19 protein-coding genes and 2 tRNA genes are annotated in these 19,624 nt (G+C 66.4%); 10 read left to right on the forward strand and 11 right to left on the reverse strand.

Annotated features, from left to right (window positions below; all coding sequences use genetic code 11):
• The 9 genes from HDC37_RS14500 to rpmH form a co-directional block, all read right to left on the reverse strand.
• On the reverse strand, positions 1-1,038 hold the full coding sequence (locus HDC37_RS14500) for a ParB/RepB/Spo0J family partition protein (protein ID WP_179561103.1): 1,038 nt from the start codon (positions 1,036-1,038) through the stop codon (positions 1-3).
• Positions 1,038-2,030 carry a ParA family protein gene (locus HDC37_RS14505; protein ID WP_374939193.1) on the reverse strand — a complete coding sequence of 331 codons (993 nt, stop codon included), beginning with the start codon at positions 2,028-2,030 and terminating at the stop codon, positions 1,038-1,040. Before HDC37_RS14505 ends, HDC37_RS14500 begins: the two co-directional genes overlap by 1 nt.
• Positions 2,031-3,593: 1,563 nt before the next feature.
• Complete coding sequence (locus HDC37_RS14510) at positions 3,594-3,881, reverse strand: GIY-YIG nuclease family protein (protein WP_218869843.1); 288 nt, start codon at positions 3,879-3,881, stop codon at positions 3,594-3,596.
• Between the two features lie 239 nt (positions 3,882-4,120).
• Positions 4,121-4,753, reverse strand: a complete 633-nt coding sequence (gene rsmG / locus HDC37_RS14515) for a 16S rRNA (guanine(527)-N(7))-methyltransferase RsmG (protein ID WP_308472234.1) — start codon at positions 4,751-4,753, stop codon at positions 4,121-4,123.
• Between the two features lie 31 nt (positions 4,754-4,784).
• Complete coding sequence (locus tag HDC37_RS17320; protein WP_257021532.1) at positions 4,785-5,294, reverse strand: R3H domain-containing nucleic acid-binding protein; 510 nt, start codon at positions 5,292-5,294, stop codon at positions 4,785-4,787.
• Between the two features lie 29 nt (positions 5,295-5,323).
• Entirely contained in the window at positions 5,324-6,370 is a 1,047-nt protein-coding gene (yidC, locus tag HDC37_RS14520) for a membrane protein insertase YidC (protein ID WP_179561105.1), read from the reverse strand.
• An 8-nt stretch (positions 6,371-6,378) separates the two neighbouring features.
• Positions 6,379-6,735, reverse strand: coding sequence for a membrane protein insertion efficiency factor YidD (gene yidD / locus HDC37_RS14525; RefSeq protein WP_179561106.1), 357 nt, complete (start codon positions 6,733-6,735; stop codon positions 6,379-6,381).
• The gene (gene rnpA, locus HDC37_RS14530; protein ID WP_179561107.1) at positions 6,732-7,070 is read right to left on the reverse strand and encodes a ribonuclease P protein component; all 339 of its coding nucleotides are present in this window, start codon (positions 7,068-7,070) and stop codon (positions 6,732-6,734) included. Before rnpA ends, yidD begins: the two co-directional genes overlap by 4 nt.
• An 8-nt stretch (positions 7,071-7,078) precedes the next feature.
• Entirely contained in the window at positions 7,079-7,216 is a 138-nt protein-coding gene (gene rpmH, locus HDC37_RS14535; protein ID WP_124292004.1) for a 50S ribosomal protein L34, read from the reverse strand.
• 326 nt (positions 7,217-7,542) lie between these two features.
• On the opposite strand from rpmH, the gene dnaA reads away from it, so the two are divergent.
• From dnaA to HDC37_RS14585, 10 genes are all read left to right on the forward strand, one after another.
• On the forward strand, positions 7,543-8,994 hold the full coding sequence (dnaA, locus tag HDC37_RS14540) for a chromosomal replication initiator protein DnaA (protein ID WP_179561108.1): 1,452 nt from the start codon (positions 7,543-7,545) through the stop codon (positions 8,992-8,994).
• A 472-nt stretch (positions 8,995-9,466) separates the two neighbouring features.
• A complete protein-coding gene (dnaN, locus tag HDC37_RS14545) occupies positions 9,467-10,618 on the forward strand; it encodes a DNA polymerase III subunit beta (protein WP_179561109.1) in 1,152 nt (383 codons plus the stop codon).
• Between the two features lie 51 nt (positions 10,619-10,669).
• Positions 10,670-11,926, forward strand: a complete 1,257-nt coding sequence (recF, locus tag HDC37_RS14550) for a DNA replication/repair protein RecF (protein WP_179561110.1) — start codon at positions 10,670-10,672, stop codon at positions 11,924-11,926.
• Positions 11,919-12,416 (forward strand): DUF721 domain-containing protein, encoded by a 498-nt coding sequence (locus HDC37_RS14555; RefSeq protein ID WP_179561111.1) that lies wholly within the window; start codon positions 11,919-11,921, stop codon positions 12,414-12,416. Before recF ends, HDC37_RS14555 begins: the two co-directional genes overlap by 8 nt.
• 121 nt (positions 12,417-12,537) lie before the next feature.
• Positions 12,538-14,586: a DNA topoisomerase (ATP-hydrolyzing) subunit B gene (gene gyrB, locus HDC37_RS14560; protein ID WP_179561112.1), complete on the forward strand. Its 2,049-nt coding sequence runs from the start codon at positions 12,538-12,540 to the stop codon at positions 14,584-14,586.
• Between the two features lie 61 nt (positions 14,587-14,647).
• The gene (gyrA, locus tag HDC37_RS14565) at positions 14,648-17,272 is read left to right on the forward strand and encodes a DNA gyrase subunit A (RefSeq protein WP_179561113.1); all 2,625 of its coding nucleotides are present in this window, start codon (positions 14,648-14,650) and stop codon (positions 17,270-17,272) included.
• Positions 17,269-17,673, forward strand: a complete 405-nt coding sequence (locus tag HDC37_RS14570) for a DUF3566 domain-containing protein (RefSeq protein WP_179561114.1) — start codon at positions 17,269-17,271, stop codon at positions 17,671-17,673. Before gyrA ends, HDC37_RS14570 begins: the two co-directional genes overlap by 4 nt.
• A gap of 69 nt (positions 17,674-17,742) precedes the next feature.
• Positions 17,743-17,819: transfer RNA gene (locus HDC37_RS14575), tRNA-Ile, on the forward strand.
• Between the two features lie 10 nt (positions 17,820-17,829).
• A tRNA-Ala gene (locus tag HDC37_RS14580) sits at positions 17,830-17,902 on the forward strand.
• A gap of 105 nt (positions 17,903-18,007) precedes the next feature.
• On the forward strand, positions 18,008-18,466 hold the full coding sequence (locus HDC37_RS14585; protein ID WP_179561115.1) for an NUDIX hydrolase: 459 nt from the start codon (positions 18,008-18,010) through the stop codon (positions 18,464-18,466).
• On the opposite strand, the gene HDC37_RS14590 is transcribed toward HDC37_RS14585, so the two are convergent.
• Both HDC37_RS14590 and HDC37_RS14595 read right to left on the reverse strand, forming a co-directional pair.
• Positions 18,463-18,942, reverse strand: coding sequence for a YbaK/EbsC family protein (locus HDC37_RS14590; protein WP_308472235.1), 480 nt, complete (start codon positions 18,940-18,942; stop codon positions 18,463-18,465). The genes HDC37_RS14585 and HDC37_RS14590 overlap by 4 nt on opposite strands.
• Positions 18,939-19,523 (reverse strand): DNA helicase, encoded by a 585-nt coding sequence (locus tag HDC37_RS14595; protein WP_179561117.1) that lies wholly within the window; start codon positions 19,521-19,523, stop codon positions 18,939-18,941. Before HDC37_RS14595 ends, HDC37_RS14590 begins: the two co-directional genes overlap by 4 nt.
• Positions 19,524-19,624 lie beyond the last annotated feature (101 nt).

Genomic DNA, 19,624 nt, shown 5'->3' on the forward strand with positions numbered 1-19,624 from the left:
TCAACCGTCGCCGTAGCCGTTCTCGCCCAACTCGGCGAGGATGCGATTGAGGTCCTGGATGCTGGCGAAATCTATGCTGATCTGGCCTTTTCGAGCGGTCAGCGAGATCTTCACGCGCGTGTTGAGGCGATCACCGAGGCGTTCTGCGAGCTCGTCGAGGTGGCCGCGGCGCGCGCCGGCCTTCGGGCGCGACGAGCGGATCAGCCCGGCATCCGTGAGCTTGGCCGCGGACTCAGCCGCGCGGACGGAAAGGTCCTCGTTCACGATTTTGTCGGCCAGGCGCTGCATGGCGTCGTCGTCGGGGAGCGACAGGATGGCACGCGCATGCCCGGCACTCAACACTCCTGCGGCCACGCGCTGCTGGACGGGAACAGGGAGCTTCAGCAGGCGGATGGTGTTGCTGATCTGCGGCCGCGAGCGACCGATCCGCGCGGCCAGCTCTTCCTGGGTGATGCCGAAGTCCTCGAGAAGCTGCTGGTAGGCGGACGCTTCTTCCAGTGGGTTCAGCTGCGATCGGTGAAGGTTCTCCAGAAGCGCGTCACGGAGCAGGTGCTCGTCGGAGGTGTCGCGGACCACCGCGGGGATGGTCGCGAGGCCGGCCTCGCGGGCGGCACGGGTTCGCCGCTCCCCCATGATGAGCTCGTACGAGCCGTCTCCGAGGTCGCGGACGACGACCGGCTGCAGGACGCCGAACTCGCGGACGCTGTGCACGAGCTCTGCGAGGTCATCGGCGTCGAAGTGGGTACGCGGCTGACGCGGGTTCGGGACGATGGCGTGCGGGTCGACCTGCACGAGTCGTGCTCCGGGCACGGCCACGAGGTCGACGGTGTCGTCGTCCGGGGCGGCCGGCGAATTCCCGTCGGTGGGATCGGGCGCTGCAGAACCGGCGTTCGGGGCGGCGGGCGATGATGTGTCCGGGCGCTCTTCGACGGCGACCGCGCTGCGCGCGAAGAAAACGTCGGCGGGCCGGGACTCGCTGGGTTCACTGGTGGGGATCAGCGCGCCGATGCCGCGTCCGAGTCCTGTGCGCTTCGCCATCAGGCGTCTCCTTCATGCTGGGTGTTGCTCTCGCGGCGGAGTACCTCCACCGCTGCTTCGCGGTACGCGACGGCCCCGGCGGACTGACCGTCGTAGGCGATGACCGTCTGTCCGAAGCTCGGCGCCTCGGACACGCGCACGGATCGCGGGATCACCGTCTGCAGCACCTCTTTCGGGAAGTGCTGGCGCACCTCTTCGGCGACCTGCTGCGCGAGACGGGTACGCCCGTCGTACATCGTCAGCATGATGGTCGAAAGGTGCAGACGCGGGTTAAGGTGCTTCTGGATCATCCTCACCGTGCCGAGCAGCTGGCTCAGTCCCTCCAGCGCGTAGTACTCGCACTGGATGGGGATCAAGAGCTCGTGACCAGCCGCGAAGGCGTTGATCGTGAGCAGCCCTAGAGAGGGCGGGCAGTCGATGAGGACGAAGTCGAGACGCTCGGGCGTCGTGGCGAGGAAGTCGTCGACGGCGGTGCGAAGCCGATGTTCCCGTGCGACCTGGGAGACCAGCTCGATCTCGGCTCCGGCGAGATGGATGGTGCTCGGCGCGCAGAGAAGGTTGTCAGACTCCGGACTCGTCTGGATGATGTCCGCGAGCGGGAAGTCATCGATGAGGACGTCATAGATGCTCGGCGTGTCCGCATCATGAGGGACACCGAGCGCCGTCGAGGCGTTGCCCTGCGGATCCAGGTCGATGACGAGGACACGGGCGCCGAGCGAGGCCAGCGCGGCTGCGAGGTTGACCGTCGTCGTCGTCTTTCCGACGCCGCCCTTCTGGTTCGCGACAGTCAACACGCGGGTCTTGCCTGAGAACTGAACGTCGACGCCCTCGAGCCGGCGGCGGCGGGCCGACAGATCGGCGAGTTCGCGGGCGAGAGGAGTGTCGTCGAACGTGACGGATGCTGCGGGCGCCCGGTCTTCGGCGTGTTCCACGTGAAACGCTCCGCTCGCTTCGTTCGTCACTTGTTCCACTCTAATCGCCCGCGCGGACATCCCCTGACGCCTCTCCGGCGCACCGCGCCCCCGGTGTTCTGGCATTTTCGCCATAGAATCGTTCACTCATCCGGTGGTCGAGTAGGCGGCATCGCCGCCGTACCGAGACCAAGTTCCCCAGACGACGTACCTATGCCGCGGCTTCGGTGGTCGAGTAGGCGGCTGCACCACCTACCGAGACCAGGTTCCCCAGATGACCTGCCTATGCCGCGGCCCGGTGGTCGAGTAGGCGGCGCAGCCGCCGTATCGAGACCGGAACACCTCACGCCCAGGTCCGATCGACGCATCAACCGGCCCGTGGTCGAGTAGGCGGCCCAGCCGCCGTATCGAGACCGAGGTGCCTCTCGCCCAGATCCGATGGATGCGCCCTACGTCCGGTGGTCGAGTAGGCGGCCCAGCCGCCGTATCGAGACCAACGTCCCGCTCCAGCTGTCGCGCTTCAATTCTCGACGCCGTTTCACGTGAAACACCGGCCCACATTCGGTGGTCGAGTAGGCGGCCTAGCGCCGTATCGAGCCAGAGCGTCTCACGGACAGCCCCGATCGACGCGTCGCCCATCCGGTGGTGGGGTAGGTGGCGCAGTCGCGTAGCGGGACCACCATAGCGTTCCGGCTGCCGCGCTAGATTGTCGTCGCCGTTTCACGTGAAACACCAACTCACCCCCGATGGTCGAGTAGGCAGCCCAGCCGCCGTATCGAGACCAAGGTGCCTCACGCACAGTTCTGATGAACGCGTCCCGCGTCGGGAGGCCAGGTAGGTGGCGCAGCCGCCGCATCGACACCAAGTTCCCTAGATGATCTCGACATGACCGTGTGGCCTGTCCGGCGCTTGAGTAGGCGGCGTACCCGCTATTTCGAGACCGAGGTGCCTCACGCACAGCTCCTACGGATTCGCGTCACTTTGTTCCACGCGAAACACCCGCAGCTCTTTGGTCGATGCGGCGCCACAGCGCCCGTGTCGAGTCCGGGCCCATAATCACGCTCTCGTGACAAAGCGCGAAGTGCGGCGTTTCACGTGAACCGGTGGATATTTGATGACTGGCCGGCCCGCGCTCGTGGCGGTGACGGATCGGCGTCCCCGTGCCGCAGACCGTCGCCAACCCCGTAGGCAGTGCAACCACTGTACCGACCCAGAGCGCCGCCCAGTCTCATGGTCGGTCCTTTCCGATGTTTCACGTGAAACACAGAATCGCACTCCCAGAGAGAGCGCGAACCCCCGCGCGCAGTTCCCCGCCGACGCACGGAGGGTCACCCAGGTGGACAGCGGGCACCGCCTACGTGATGGATCGAACCCGGCCACCAAACGAGTGCTTCGGTCGGCGTGATCCGTTCATCTTCGTTTCACGTGAAACGTATGAGCGGCCGCGCGCTGGACCACCCCGTTTCACGTGAAACGCATTTGACCCCCTCGAGCCAGCGTCGCGCAGACGGCGGCTGAGCAAACTGCTCCTCACTCGCCGACACGACACGTTCAGAAGATCTGCCGGCCAGAAGATTCATGGAGTCGTAGACGGCCACGAAGCCCGCGTGGGTGCTCGATCTGCTGATTCCCCGTCCGCAGACGTCATTCCGGACGCCGGGCCTTGCGACTCAGTTCGTTCAACTGCTCCAGCCGCCCATGAACAAGCGCGAGCCGTTTCGCTCGACCCCAACCCTGCACCTGCTTCTCGCGTCGGAAGGCCTCGGCGACGCTCTCGAACTCCTCGAAGTAGAGGAGACGGACGGGGAGCCGCGTCCGGGTGTACAACGAGCCCCACCCTTCGTTGTGCTGTAGGAGACGCCGATTGAGGTTGCGTGTGCTGCCGACGTAGGTCGAGCGGTCACTGCACTCGAGGATGTACATGTAGGCCATCGGACAATGGTCCGCTGCGTGACGTGTAGAAGCCGGCGTGTACGCGCAGACGTGGATAAGTCACCGGTTCACCGCTTGTGTGCAGGAAGGATCGTGGTCCGCCGGACTCTGCAGCAGGTGCGTGATCTCGATACGCGCCTGCGGCGCTACTCGATCACCGAAGGCGGTGGACCACCATGGACGCACAACACCGACCCGGAACGACGAGTCACCGCGGAGGCGGCTGCGGCGCTGCTCGATCAGCTCGGCCGGGAGACGCAACCGAGCAGGGCGCGCGTGGGCTCGGCCAGGACACCCTCACCCAGAAGCTCGACACGCGCGTCGACGACATGGAACTTCCGCAGCTGCTTCGCTGCGGCGTCGATCTCCGCCTGAGCGTTCTGGCCTTTGAGGAAGATCAGCTCGCCTCCGTCACGCACGAGGGGCGCGGTCAACGGCAGCAGGGTACGAAGAGCGCTGACCGCGCGCGCGGTCACGGCATCGAGAACCGGACCCTCGGACCACTCTTCGGCCCGTGCCCGCACCACTTCGACGTTCGACAGAGCGAGCGCATCAACCTGTTCGGACAACCAGGCGACCCGTCGCTCCATGGGCTCGATGAGCACCCACTGCACATCGGGACGCGCGATGGCCAGCACGATGCCCGGGAGTCCTGCACCCGATCCGACGTCGCCCACTCGGCCGACGGGAAACAGCGGGGCGGCGATAACGCTGTTCAGAACGTGACGTGTCCACAGACGGGGGAGCTCGAGCGGGCCGATCAGACCGCGCTCCTCACCATGCTCCGCGAGGGCACGGGTGAATCGCCGTGCCTGTTCGATCGCGACACCACCGCCGAACAGCGTCGCTGCGACCTCAGGCTCCGCTTCCACACCCGCCGTCGTTTCACGTGAAAAGGGTTCGTCAGCCACGGCGGATGACGGTGTGGCGGTCAGCACCCTCGCCGTATGACTCCGACACGAGTCCTCGCTCCGCAACGATGTCGTGGATGAGCTTGCGCTCGTAGCTCGACATCGCCGGCAGCGAGGCCTGCGTCGCACCGTCGTCCAACCGCGCGATCGCGCGGTCCACCAGCTTCTCGAGCTCCCGCTGGCGCGCATCACGCGAACCACCGATGTCGAGGATCACGCGCGACAGCCGGCCTGTGCGATTCTGCACCGCGATGCGCGTCAACTCCTGCAGCGCCTGAACGGTGTCAGGGTCCGACAGAAGGGAAAGCGATTCCCCGATGTCGCCCTCGACTGACACGTACGGCCGACCGCCGCGGACATCCAGGGTCAGATCACCGTCGACGTCGGCGATGTCAAGGAGACCCTCGATGAAGTCGGCGGCAACATCACCCTCTTCCTCGAGCTGCTCGACAGAGGGCTCATCGCGGCGTGGGCGTGCGTCAGCGGGCGCGACGTCAGACATGGGTTTCCTTCGCGGGGGAGGGTCGGGGGTCAGCTTGCCGCGGGATCGGGCTTCTGGCCCGGCTGAGGATTCGGGCGCTGCTGCTTCTTGGCTCGCTGCTTGCTCATCGGCTGCTGACGCTTCGGCTGCGTCGCCTTCGCACGTTCCGCCTCCTCGAGCAGGCGCTGCTGCTCGGCCTGGAACTTCTCGATCGGGACGACCTTGCCCGACGAGTCGATGGCCTTGCCCTTGCGCGCGAGTCGCTCCTCACGCGCTTTCGCGGCATCCGAACCCGGCGTCGGCATTTCACGGATGACGAGGAACTGCTGACCCATCGTCCACAGGTTCGACACGAACCAGTAGATGACCACTCCGAGCGGGAAGAAGACGCCCGAGAACACGAAGGCGAAGGGCAGGACGTAGAGCATGATCTTCTGCATCTGGTACGCCTGGCCGGTCTTGGCCTCGGGGGACAGGTTCTTCGAGATGATCTGCAGCTGCGTGAAGAACTGCGACACGATCATCAGCACGACGAGCGTCAGCAGGATGATGATCGCCGTGACGTTGTTCGATTCGAAGGCGTTGATCAGCGTCTCGTGGAGCGAAGCGACGCCGAAAAGCTTGGCGTCGTAGAACTGCTGCGTGAGCTCGGCGTTGAGCAGGCCCACACCGCCGATGCCCTCCTGGACGTGCCGGGTGACGTCGTTGAGCACGCTGAACAGCGCGAAGAAGATCGGCATCTGCACGAGGAGCGGCAGGCAGCTCGACACCGGGGTGGTGCCGTGCTTCTTGTACAGCGCCATCGTCTCGCGGCTCATCGCCTCGCGAGAGAGCTGGTCGCGCTTACCGCGATACTTCTCCTGAACTTTCCGCAGTTCAGGAGCGATTTCCATCATCTTGCGCTGGCTCTTGATCTGCCGGACGAAGAGCGGGATCAGTGCCGCGCGCACGACGATGACCAGACCGACGATCGACAGCACCCAGGTGATGCCGTCAGCGGGCGGAAGCCCCACCGCGGTGAAGAGGGCGTGCCATGCGACGAGCACGAGCTCGACCACCCATTTCAGGGGCCAGAGGATGATGCCGATGAGATCCATGTGGCGGATCAGTCCTTTCCAGGGGTGGCAGGCACGACGAAGCCGTGAGGGGTGATGCCGTGACGGAAGCCGGAGCGGAGAGGGACGTCATCGACGCCGCCCTTCGCCCACGGATGGCAGCGTGCAAGTCGCGCCGCCGTCATCGCGGTCCCGACGATGGCGCCGTGCTGCTGCACCGCACCGACCGCGTAGGCCGAGCAGGACGGGTAGTACTTGCACACATCACCGTACGTGTGGGAGATCGTCGCACGGTAGGCATGGAGAAGCCCGAGAAGTGCGTTGCGGGGAAGCAGCGGCACAGAGGACAGAACAGCGGATGCGTCGAAGCGCGCTTCGCCACGGGCATAGGCCGGCAGGACGCTCATGAGGTCATCCTCCGCGACAGGCATCGTGTGACATCGGCGCGAAGGTCTGCGAACGTCGCGCTTGCGGCACTGGGAAGGGCACGGATGACGACGTCACGCCCGTCGCCGACATCGGCGAGCGCTTCTGCGCACACCGCCTTCAGCCGTCGTCGAACGGTGTTGCGCACGACGGCACCGCCGACCTGCCGGCTCACGATGAACCCGAACCGGGGCGCAGCGGAGTCGGCAGCGCGCAATGCGTACGTCACCGTGTGAGCGCCTGCACAACGGCGCCCCCGGCGGACGACAGCTTTATAGTCCGAACCGCGGGTGAGCCGATGCGACCGCGCGAGCACCGGTCAGATCAGGCGGAGAGCTCGGTGCGCCCCTTGGAGCGACGAGCCGAGAGAATGGCGCGGCCGGCGCGGGTGCGCATGCGGGCACGGAAGCCGTGCTTCTTGGCCCGGCGACGGTTGTTGGGCTGGTAGGTGCGCTTGCTCATAGAGATCAACTCCGGATCAGGTGTCACCGGGACGGGGTTCTACCCTTGGAGGACCGGGGACGACGTTACGGGGACTGCCACGAGGGCATAAGTCAACCGACTAAGGCTACGTCGAGACGCTCGAGAACTCAAACCGACGCGCTCTCTGGACCTCTCGTCGCATTACCAGTGTGACGTACTTCGGCGCTGGCACGACACGCCGCCGGGCCATACAGTGGAGTTTGCTCCCGCGACCCGCGCTGACTAGCGTGGCTCCGGCAGTTATCCACAGGCCCGGCGTGTCGACTCCGCGCGGCCTGGGACCGCGAATCTCACCCGGGGGGCATATGGCCGAGCAGGACGCACCAGATGTACCGTTCTGGCCTGCCGTCATGGAGATTCTGGCGTCGGACGAGCGGGTCACCCCCCAGCTCCACGGTTTCCTGAACCTCGCCGTGCCCCAGGGTGTCATCGGCGGGACGCTGTACCTCGACGTCCCCAACGACCTCACCGCCGCGCAGGTGAACAAGCGCATGCGCGCGCCTCTGCTCGAAGCGCTGTCCCGTGTCGATGTCGATGGAAACCCGGCAGCCAGCGCCTTTCGCGTCGTGGTCAACCCCGACCTGGTGGACGCTCCGATGTCGGCGCCCTCCGCCCCGATGACGTCTGCCGAGAACAACGGCTCCGCGCCGGCGGCCACCGCCACCCTCACGCCCATCAGGTCTCCGCGTGAAGAGCCCGTGGAGCCGGCATCCGGATCCCGCACCGATACGCGACTGAATCCCAAGTACACCTTCGACAACTTCGTCATCGGTCAGTCCAACCGGTTCGCCCATGCCGCAGCGGTCGCCGTGGCCGAAGCTCCGGCGAAGGCCTATAACCCGCTGTTCATCTACGGTGACTCCGGGTTGGGGAAGACCCATCTGCTGCACGCCATCGGCGACTATGCGATCAGCCTCTACGCCGGCATCAAGGTCCGGTACGTCTCCAGCGAAGAATTCACGAACGACTTCATCAACTCGATCGCGAACAACCGCGGATCGGCGTTCCAGGCCAGGTACCGCGATGTCGACATCCTCCTCATCGACGACATCCAGTTCCTGCAGGGGCGCGCCGAGACGCAGGAGGCGTTCTTCCACACCTTCAACACGCTCCACGACCACGACAAGCAGGTCGTGATCACCAGCGATGTGCCGCCCAAGCACCTCACCGGCTTCGAAGACCGCATGCGCAGTCGGTTCGAGTGGGGTCTGATCACCGACGTGCAGGCGCCCGACCTCGAAACGCGTATCGCGATCCTCCGCAAGAAGGCGCAGTCCGAGCGGCTCCACATCCCCGACGAGGTGCTGGAGTACATCGCCACGGTCGTCTCCAGCAACATCCGCGAGCTCGAGGGCGCCCTCATCCGCGTCTCGGCGTTCGCGAGCCTCAACCGGTCGAGCCTCGACATGTCGCTGGCACAGACCGTGCTTCGAGACATCGTCGATCAGGACGACGCGAACATCATCTCGCCGACCGACATCATCACGGCGACGGCGCAGTACTTCAAACTCACCGTCGACGATCTCTACGGCTCGAGCAGATCGCAGGCTGTGGCGACGGCCCGGCAGATCGCGATGTACCTCTGCCGCGAGCGCACGAATCTATCCCTGCCGAAGATCGGCCAGCTGTTCGGCAACCGTGATCACACGACGGTGATGTACGCCTACAAGAAGATCAGCGACCTCATGAAAGAGCGTCGCTCCATCTACAACCAGGTGACGGAGATCACCACGCAGCTCGGTCGCAGCGGGCGCTGAGTCGGTCGATCCCTCAGGCCGCATGCGATGCGGCGTCGTGCGTCGTCGTATGCCGGAATTCGTGCTTGACACGAGCCCTGGGGCGACGCCATTATCCGTTTCCTCACAGTGTGGAAAACATGTGGATAACTCCCCAGGCCTACGGAATCACTGTGCACGCGCCGACCGTGCCTGTGGAGAACTGTGGATGACACGGCATCGGCGCTCGAACTGTTCACCCACCCGTCCGCAGCTGCTCCACATCTCACACGCGTGTAGTTCCCGTGTGCACAGTGGCATCCGCGTGGTTCTCCACAGTTTCCACAGCTGTTAACAAGATGACAGAGATAGATCTGAAGAAAGCTCCTCCGATCACCTCCACAGGCTCCGTCGGCGCGGATGCCGCGTCCGGATGCCGCACGATGCGGGCACTAGCATGGGCGAGGCCGACTACTAGCATGAGAAGGCCCAGCCCGACGTCGAGGGAGCACCCGTGAAGTTCCACGTCAATCGCGATGTGTTCAGCGAAGCCGTGTCATTCGTGGTGAAGCTCCTTCCGCAGCGCAATCCGCAGCCGATCCTGGCGGGGGTGCTCATAGAGGCGAGCGACTCAGGGCTGTCACTGTCGGCCTTCGACTACGAGGCGTCGGCGCGCACGACCATCGAGGCGACGGTCGACGAGCCCGGCACGATCCTCGTGCACGGCCGCCTGCTGTCCGAGATCGCCAGCCGTCTGCCGAATGCTCCGATTCAGATCGCGGTGGAGGATGACGGAGGAATCCTCCTCACCTGCGGCTCGGCGCGCTTCACCCTGTCGTCGATGCCCGTGCAGGAGTACCCGGCGATTCCCGAGGTCACCGGCGAATCCGGTCTCGTTCCCGCGGAGGACTTCGCGACGGCCATCGCCCAGGTCGCCTTCGCGGCATCCCGTGACGATGTCACCCCCGTGCTCACGGGCGTGCAGCTCGAGGTCACCGACGAGCGGCTCAGCCTCGTCGCGACCGACCGGTACCGCGTGGCGCTGCGTGAGATCCCGTGGGACGGTGGCTCGGCCGCATCCGATGACACCACGACCGCGCTCGTTCCGGCACGCACTCTGACCGAAGTGGGGAAGACCTTCGCCCACGGCGGCGACATCTCGATCGCCTTCTCCGGCGCCGGAGACCGCGAGATCATCGCGTTCACGGCCGGCAACAAGACGGTGACCTCGCTGCTGATCAAGGGCAACTTCCCGCCCGTGCGACGGCTGTTCCCCGAGCAGACCGAGCACCACGCGGTGGTCAACACCGCCGAGCTGGCCGAGGCCGTGCGGCGTGTGTCGCTGGTGCTCGATCGCTCGGCGCCGCTTCGGTTCACCTTCACATCCGACGGGGTGGCGATGGACGCATCGGGCACCGAGCAGGCCCGCGCCACGGAGTCGGTGGATGCGACCCTGGTCGGCGACGACGTCACCCTCGGCCTGAACCCGCAGTACCTTCTGGAGTCCCTCGGGGCGGTGCGCAGCGAGTTCGCGCGCATCACCTTCACCTCGAGCGAGAACGCCAACAAGCTCAGCCCGGTGCTCATCACTCCGCAGACGTCGGTCGACAAGGGCGGCGCCGAGACGTTCAAGTACCTGCTGCAGCCCAATCTGCTGCTGCGCTGAGTCGATCCGGTTCACCGGATCGACGTCGGAGCGCCGAATTAGGCTGTCACGGTGATCGTGGAGCACCTAAGCCTCGTCGACTTCCGCAACTACGCGGCCGTCGACCTTGCGCTGCTCCCCGGTCCGAACGTCTTCGTCGGCAAGAACGGCCAGGGGAAGACGAATCTCGTCGAGGCGATCGCCTTCTTCGCCACGCTGGGATCGCACCGGGTCTCGAGCGATGCGCCCATGGTGCGCGACGGCGCGGAGCACGCGATTGTGCGCGCGCGTCTCGCCCACGGCGAGCGTCGGGTGCAGCTCGAGGCGCAGGTCAACCGACAGGGATCCAACAGGGCCCGCGTCAACGGCGCCCCCGTGCGCACGGCGGAACTGCCGCGCTACGCGCAGGTCGTGCTGTTCGCCCCCGAGGACCTTCAGATCGTTCGGGGTGACCCGTCGGCACGACGACGCTTCGCCGATCAGCTTCTGGTCCAGCGGGCGCCGCGCATGGCGGGGGTCCTCGCGGACTACGACCGTGTGCTCAAGCAGCGCACCGCGCTGCTGAAATCGGCGCGCGCGCGGGGCCTCAAAGGCGAGGCGCTCTCCACGCTGGATGTGTGGGACGACAAGCTCGTGACCCTCGGAACCGAGATCATCCGTGCGCGGATCGCGCTCGCGGCTGATCTCACCCCACCCGTCGCAGCGGCGTATCGCGCGATCGCCGGCGAGGATCACCGTCCCGAGCTCGAATGGGCACTGTCGTTCTCCCGTGATTCCGATCCCGATTCCGACGAAGATGACGCCGGCACTTCGATGGGGTCGAGGACGGATGCCGCTGACCCGACCGTACCCGCTACCGCCGACGTGATCGCTCAGTTCCGCGCCGCGCTGGCCGCGCGGCGTCCCGCAGAACTCGACCGGGGCGTCACCCTCGTGGGTCCGCACCGGGACGACCTCGTTCTGCGCGTGCGCGGACTGCCCGTGAAGGGCTACGCCTCCCACGGCGAGTCATGGTCGGTCGCGCTGTCGCTGCGGCTCGCGTCGGCCGAGCTGCTGCGGGCCGACTCGCAGCTCGGCGACCCGATCGTGATCCTGGACGACGTCTTCGCCGAACTCGACAGCGGGCGCCGCGGGCGTCTGGCCGAGCTCACCTCGGGGTTCGAGCAGGTGATCGTGACGGCCGCGGTCGGCGCCGATGTGCCGGGCGCGCTGCGCGCGCACACGCTCCGGGTCGAGGCGGGCGAGATCCTGGAGCCGGAAGATCCCGAGCCGCTGGTGTCGCCGGTCGTCGGCGCCGCGGCGGCCTACGAGGGTGGCGGAGATGACTGAGGCAGACGCCGACGCCGTCCCCGAGACGATCGCCACCTATCTGCGCCTGCGCGGCCTCGACCCTTCTCCTCGTGCACTGCGTCGCCGCCGTCGCACGCGCGACGTCGATGAGGCGCATCAGCCGTTCGCGCCGGGGCGCGATCCCCAGGGGGTGGCCGAGGTGCTCGCCGATCTCAGCCGCCAGGCGGGGTGGGAGCCTCAGCTGGCCCGCGAAGACGTCGTGCGCACGTGGAACGAGGTGGCCGGGGAGAACACCGCTCAGCACACCCGTCCGGTCGCCTTCGATCGCGGCATCCTCACCGTCCAGGCCGACTCCACAGCCTGGGCGAAGCAGCTGCAGCTGATGCGTGCGCACATCCTGTCGGAGATCGTTCGCCGCTACCCCGAGGCGGGCGTGGAGTCCATCCGTTTCATCGGACCGGACGTCCCCTCCTGGAAATGGGGCCCCAGAGCCATTCCAGGGCGCGGTCCGCGCGATACCTACGGGTGAGCCACGTCCGATCCTGTCGCGACGCTTTTCATGCCGCCACAGCGGCGTAGAGGCGTGAAACGAGTCGCCCGCTTGATAGACTGGGAAGGTTCGTGAACCCGATGTGGAGCGCTGGAAATCTATGACGTCTGTGACCCCTGAAAGCGTTCCCGAAGGCACCGACCCGCGCTCGGCGGACAATCGGGTGGCCGGCGATTACGGAGCCGACGCCATCCAGGTGCTCGAGGGCCTCGAAGCGGTCCGCAAGCGACCGGGCATGTACATCGGCTCGACCGGCGAACGCGGCTTGCACCACCTCGTTTACGAGATCGTCGACAACGCCGTCGATGAGGCGCTCGCGGGCTACTGCGACGCGATCGAGGTCACGATCCTCGAAGACGGCGGCATCCGTGTGATCGACAACGGCCGCGGCATCCCCGTCGACATGCACCGCACCGAGGGGAAGTCGACCGTCGAGGTCGTCCTGACGGTTCTTCACGCCGGCGGGAAGTTCGGCGGCGGCGGGTATGCGGTCTCGGGCGGGCTCCACGGCGTCGGTTCGTCCGTCGTGAACGCCCTGTCCTCCCGGCTCGAGGTCGAGGTGCGCCGCCAGGGCCACGTCTGGCGGCAGTCGTATCGCGACGGCGGTGTGCCGCAGGCCCCGCTGTCGAAGGACGAAGCGAGCGACCAGACCGGAACGACCGTCACCTTCTGGCCGGACGCCGGGATCTTCGACACCGTCGACTTCGACTACGAGACGCTGCGCACCCGCTTCCAGCAGATGGCGTTCCTCAACAAGGGGCTGCGCATCACGCTGAGCGACGAGCGCGAGAGCGCCGTGTCGGTCGAGGCCGACGAGACCGGCGAGGAGAAGCCGCACCATCCGCGTGACAGCTTCCTCTACGAGCGCGGTCTCGTCGACTACGTCGAGTACCTCAACAAGGTGCGCCGTGCCGAGATCGTCAACGAAGAGGTCATCGCGTTCGAGTCCGAGGACACCGAGCGCAAGATCGCCCTCGAGATGGCGATGCAGTGGACCACGAGCTACACCGAGAACGTCTTCACCTTCGCCAACACGATCAACACCCATGAGGGCGGAACCCACGAAGAGGGCTTCCGTGCGGCGCTGACAGCGCTGGTGAACCGGTATGCCCGGGCCAACAACCTGTTGAAGGAGAAGGACGAGAACCTCTCCGGCGAGGATGTCCGCGAGGGGCTCACCGCTGTCATCTCGGTCAAGCTCTCCGAGCCGCAGTTCGAGGGGCAGACCAAGACGAAGCTCGGCAACACCGAGGCCAAGGCGTTCGTGCAGAAGGTCGTCGGCGATCGACTGGGCGACTGGTTCGACCGCAACCCGGTGCAGGCCAAGAACATCATCCGGAAGGCCATCGACGCGGCGACCGCGCGCCTCGCCGCCCGGAAGGCCCGTGAGACCGCGCGCCGCAAGAGCGTGTTCGAGTCGGCCGCGATGCCCGACAAGCTGAAGGACTGCACGAGCAAGGATCCCTCCATCAGCGAGATCTTCCTCGTCGAGGGCGACTCCGCCGGCGGTTCGGCCGTGCAGGGTCGCGACCCTCGGACGCAGGCGATCCTCGCGCTCCGAGGGAAGATCCTCAACGTCGAGCGCGCGCGTCTGGACCGTGCCCTCGGCAACAAAGAGGTCCAGGCGATGATCCAGGCTTTCGGCACGGGGATCGGCGAGGACTTCGACATCACCAAGGCGCGGTATCACAAGATCGTGCTGATGGCCGATGCCGACGTCGACGGCCAGCACATCACGACGCTTCTCCTCACTCTCCTTTTCCGTTACATGCGCGGACTCATCGAGGCGGGTTACGTCTACCTCGCACAGCCGCCGCTGTTCCGGTTGAAGTGGTCGAACGCCGATCACGAGTACGCCTTCAGCGACCGGGAGCGCGACGCGATGCTCGTCGAGGGGCAGGCCCGGGGCAATCGACTGCCCAAGGCCAACGACGGCGGCATCCAGCGCTACAAGGGTCTCGGCGAGATGAATGATCACGAGCTGTGGGAGACCACGATGAATCCCGAGACCCGCATCCTCCGCCAGGTGACCATCGACGACGCCGCGGCGGCCGATGAGATCTTCTCGGTTCTGATGGGCGAAGACGTCGAGTCGCGGCGCGGCTTCATCCAGCGCAACGCCAAAGACGTGCGCTTCCTCGACATCTGACGACGCGATCCATGCGCGTTCCGTCTCTCGCGAGACGAAACGAAGAAAGTAGAGACATTTGATGGCTGACGACGAGCGTCCTGACGCGAACGCCGGACACAACCACGGACGCATCGACCAGGTCGACCTGCAGCTGGAGATGCAGCGCAGCTACCTCGACTACGCGATGAGCGTCATCGTGGGTCGAGCGCTCCCCCGCGTCGAAGACGGGCTCAAGCCCGTTCACCGTCGCGTGATCTACGGCATGTACGACGGGGGTTACCGTCCCGACAAGGCCTTCTCCAAGTGCACCCGTGTCGTGGGTGAAGTGATGGGTCAGTTCCACCCGCACGGCGATGCACCGATCTACGACACGCTGGTCCGCCTCGTCCAGCCGTGGGCGCTGCGGTACCCGCTCGCGCTCGGTCAGGGCAACTTCGGCTCGCCCGGCAACCAGGGTGCTGCCGCGCCTCGGTACACCGAGACGAAGATGGCTCCTCTCGCGCTGGAGATGGTGCGCGACATCGAAGAGGAGACCGTCGATTTCGAGCCGAACTACGACGGACGCACCCAGGAGCCCGTCGTCCTCCCCGCTCGGTTCCCCAACCTGCTCGTCAACGGATCGGTCGGCATCGCGGTCGGCATGGCCACCAACATCCCTCCCCACAACCTGCGGGAGGTGGCCTCCGGTGCGCTGTGGGCGCTCGAGAATCCCGAAGCCACGCGCGAGGAACTGCTCGAGGCGCTGATGGAGCGCATCCCCGGGCCTGATTTCCCGACCGCCGCACAGATCCTCGGCACCCGAGGGATCAAAGAGGCCTACCGCACCGGTCGCGGTTCCATCACCATGCGTGCGGTGGTCAACGTCGAGGAGATCCAGGGCCGGACGTGCCTGGTGATCACCGAGCTGCCCTATCAGGTGAACCCCGACAACGTCGCCGTGAAGATCGGCGACCTCGCCCGTGACGGCAAGATCACCGGCATCGCCGACATCCGAGACGAAACCTCGGGCCGTACCGGTCAGCGCCTGGTCATCGTCCTCAAGCGCGATGCGGTCGCCAAGGTCGTGCTGAACAACCTGTACAAGCACACGCAGCTGCAGGAGAACTTCGGCGCCAACATGCTGGCGATCGTCGACGGCGTGCCCCGCACGCTCTCGCTCGACCAGTTCATCTCCTACTGGATCAGCCACCAGGTCGATGTGATCGTCCGCCGCACCCGCTTCCGCCTGCGCAAGGCCGAGGAGCGGATGCACATCCTCCGCGGGTACCTCAAGGCGCTCGACGCGCTCGACGAGGTCATCGCGCTCATCCGACGGTCGCCGACGGTCGACGACGCGCGCGAAGGCCTGAAGGCGCTGCTCGACATCGACGACCTCCAGGCCGATGCGATCCTGACGATGCAGCTGCGTCGCCTGGCGGCCCTCGAGCGACAGAAGATCGTCGACGAGGCGCGCGAGATCGAGGCGCAGATCGCCGAGTTCAACGCGATCCTCGCCGATCCGGCGCGTCAGCGCGAGATCATCCGTGACGAGCTCACCGCCATCGTGGACAAGTTCGGCGACGACCGTCGGACCGAGATCCTGCCCGGATACGACGGCGACATGTCGGTCGAAGACCTCATCCCCGAGGAGGAGATGGTCGTCACCGTCACGCGTGACGGATACATCAAGCGCACCCGCAGCGACAACTACCGCTCGCAGCACCGTGGCGGGCGCGGCGTGAAGGGCGCGCAGCTGCGCGCCGACGACGTGGTGGAGCACTTCTTCGTCACGACCACCCATCACTGGCTCCTCTTCTTCACGACGAAGGGTCGCGTGTACCGGGCCAAAGCGTACGAAGTGCCCGAGGCCGGGCGCGATGCGAAGGGTCAGCACGTCGCGAACCTGCTCGCGCTGCAGCCGGGTGAGGAGATCGCGCAGATCCTCGACATCCGCGACTACAGCGTCGCAACCCACCTGGTGCTCGCAACGCGCAGCGGGTTGGTCAAGAAGACCCGTCTCACCGAGTACGACACGAATCGTCAGGGCGGAGTCATCGCCATCAAGCTGCGCGGCGCCGATGAGGAGAACGGCGACGAGCTCGTCAGCGCGATGCTGGTGAACGACGGCGACGACCTCCTCCTCATCAGTCGGCACGGGATGTCGCTGCGCTTCACCGCCACCGACGAGGCCCTCCGCCCGATGGGGCGCGCCACGGAGGGCGTGAAGGGCATGTCGTTCCGCGGCGATGACTCCCTGCTGTCGGCGTCGGTGGTCTCGGAGGACGGATTCGTCTTCGTCGTCACGGAGGGCGGCTATGCCAAGCGCACCTCCGTCGACCAGTACCGCGGTCAGACGCGCGGCGGCCTGGGCATCAAAGTGGCGCGTCTGACCGAGGATCGGGGCGTGCTCGCGGGCGGCCTCATCGCCTCGGAGGACGACGAGGTCTTGGTGGTCCTTGCCAGCGGCAAGGTGGTACGCTCTGCGGTGGCCGAGGTGCCTGCCAAGGGACGCGACACGATGGGTGTCGTGTTCGCCCGTGCCGGCGACGATGATCGGATCATCGCGATCGCCAGGAACTCCGAGCGCAATCTCACAGAGAACGGCGAGGCACCCGAGGCAGACTCGAGTCTGGCGGCCGACCCAGATCTCCCGGCCGGTGCGGTGCCGCAGGAGGCGGATGCACCCGACACCCCCGAGACGCCCGAAGGAAGTACTGACGCATGAGCACGGTAGCCGACAAGCTCGCCCGGAAATCCAGCAGCAAGACCAGCGCCAAGCAGGTGCGCCTGCGGCTGGTGTACGTCGACTTCTGGTCGGCGGTGAAGCTGTCGTTCCTGGCGGCGGTGGCGGTGGCGATCGTCACGGTCGTCTCGCTGGTGATGATCTACCTCGTCGTGTCCACGACCGGGCTCATCGCCGAAGTCGATGAGCTCCTGGCGAGCTTCACCGACGGCGGCTTCGTGCTGGCGCAGTTCCTCGGGCTCCCTCAGGTGCTCGCGTTCGCCGCAGTCGTGAGCATCCTGAACCTCGTGGTGGTCACGGTGCTCGGTGCGGTCGTGGCCGGGATCTACAACCTCGCGGTCAAGGTCACCGGCGGCCTGCTGGTGGGCTTCACCTCGAACTGACCGATTCGAGAAAACCGGTCGCGTCCGGTAATCTCTTGGAGGTTGGCGGCGCGAGTCGCCGACACGATCGGGGCTATAGCTCAGGCGGTTAGAGCGCTTCACTGATAATGAAGAGGTCCCAGGTTCAAGTCCTGGTAGCCCCACCATCCCTGCCCCGGGGCCTTAGCTCAGTTGGTAGAGCGCCTGCTTTGCAAGCAGGATGTCAGGAGTTCGAATCTCCTAGGCTCCACAACGCACGAAGGGCCGGCCCGAAGGGTCGGCCCTTCGTGCGTTCATCGGGCGCTGTGATTCGAGGAGGAGCCGGAGCGCAGCGGAGGCGATTAGGGTCGTGCGTATGGACCTGCGCGTCGCCGCGTACGCGGTCGTCGTCGATGCCGCGGATCGCCTTCTCCTCGCACACTGGAATGAGGGGCGACGCGCGGCCTGGACACTTCCCGGCGGGGGCCTCGAGCCCGGCGAGGACCCGGCGTCGGCGGCACGCCGCGAAGTGCGGGAGGAGACCGGTTTCGACGTGGAACTCGACGAGCTGCTGGGCATCAACTCCCGCGTCATTCCCGGGAACCGCCGCATCACTCCGGGAGCGACCGAGCCTCTTCACACCCTGCAGATCGTCTACCGCGCGCACGTCACCGGGGGACGGCTGCGCCACGAGATCGGCGGCAGTACCGACAGGGCGGGATGGTTCGCCCTCGATGAGGTGGCTCAGCTGCAGCACGTGCGACTGGTGGACGTCGCCCTCGGTCTGGCGGGGCTCACCGACGAAGGACCGAGCCTCGCCGCTGCGTCGGGCTAGTTCCCCTCCGCCGGCTGCGAGATGTCGGCAACCGTGGCCCCGTACGCCGCGATCAGCGCGTCGGCGTCGACGAAGAGGCTGTAGCCGTGTGCGCCCGCACCCATCGCGATCCTCTCGCCCACGATCCGCTCGTCCGCGTAGATCGGCCAGTCCGTGCTGCTCCCGATGGGGACGATCGTCCCTCGCTCGTAGCCGGTGGCCGCCAGCGCGGCATCCGGGTCGGGTAGCTTCAGACGGTTGACGCCGACGACGGCGCGCAGCTTCGGCCACGAGATCGCCCGGTCGCCCGGCACGAGGGCGAAGAGGTACGAGTCGTCCGCTCTCTTCACCACCAGCGTCTTGACGATGCCCGCGGGACGGATGCCGAGGAGCCCGGCCGCCTCGGGAAGGCTCTTCGCCGCCGGGCGCTCGCGGAACTCGACGAAGAGGCCGCGCTCCCGCGCGGCCTCTTCAACACGTGTGAGCGCTTCGCTCACGCGTCGGGTGCACGCAGGGGGTCGTCGGCCACCCAGAGCTCGTCGTCGGCGCGCAGCGTCTGCCATGCGGCATAGAGCACGCCGGCAGCTGCGGCGACACCGAGGATGATGGCGATGACACCGCCGGCACCCATGCCCTGCTTCTTGGGCTCGAGCACCGAGAATTTCTTCGACAGCGCCTTCGTAGCATCCTTGCCGTACTTCTCGGCCTTCTTGGAGTAGGTCTTCGAGTCGGGAAGCGACAGACCCTTGCCCTTGGCGAGCTTCGCACGGGTGTCGTTGGCCGCATCCCACACAGACATGGCCGAACCGACCACGGCGCCCGTGGCGGGGATGACGCGGTGGGTCAGGACGTCGCGGGTGACATCGACGCCCTTGCTGAGGTAGGGCTGCGCGTACTTGCCGTAGGTCGCCTGCACCTGGGGGCCGAGGTCTTCGCGACTGTACTTGCCGAGCTGGCGGCCGGCCTCGCGGGCGACGTTCGCGGCCTGGCCGACGAGCACCTGCTGCGACTCCCACAGATTGTTGGCTTCACGCTGAAGCTTGCGGAGTTCCTTCTTGCGCTTACGGCTGAGGCTCACGGGGCCCTCCCTCTGGACAGGCGTGATCGGACGTTTCGTCCATCTTGCCAGACTGCCCTCCGACCGCCAGGGCTTGCACGGGACTCTGAAAGAATGTACTC

Origin of the sequence: Microbacterium sp. AK009 (assembly GCF_013410955.1) — a bacterium.
Lineage (GTDB): Bacteria > Actinomycetota > Actinomycetes > Actinomycetales > Microbacteriaceae > Microbacterium.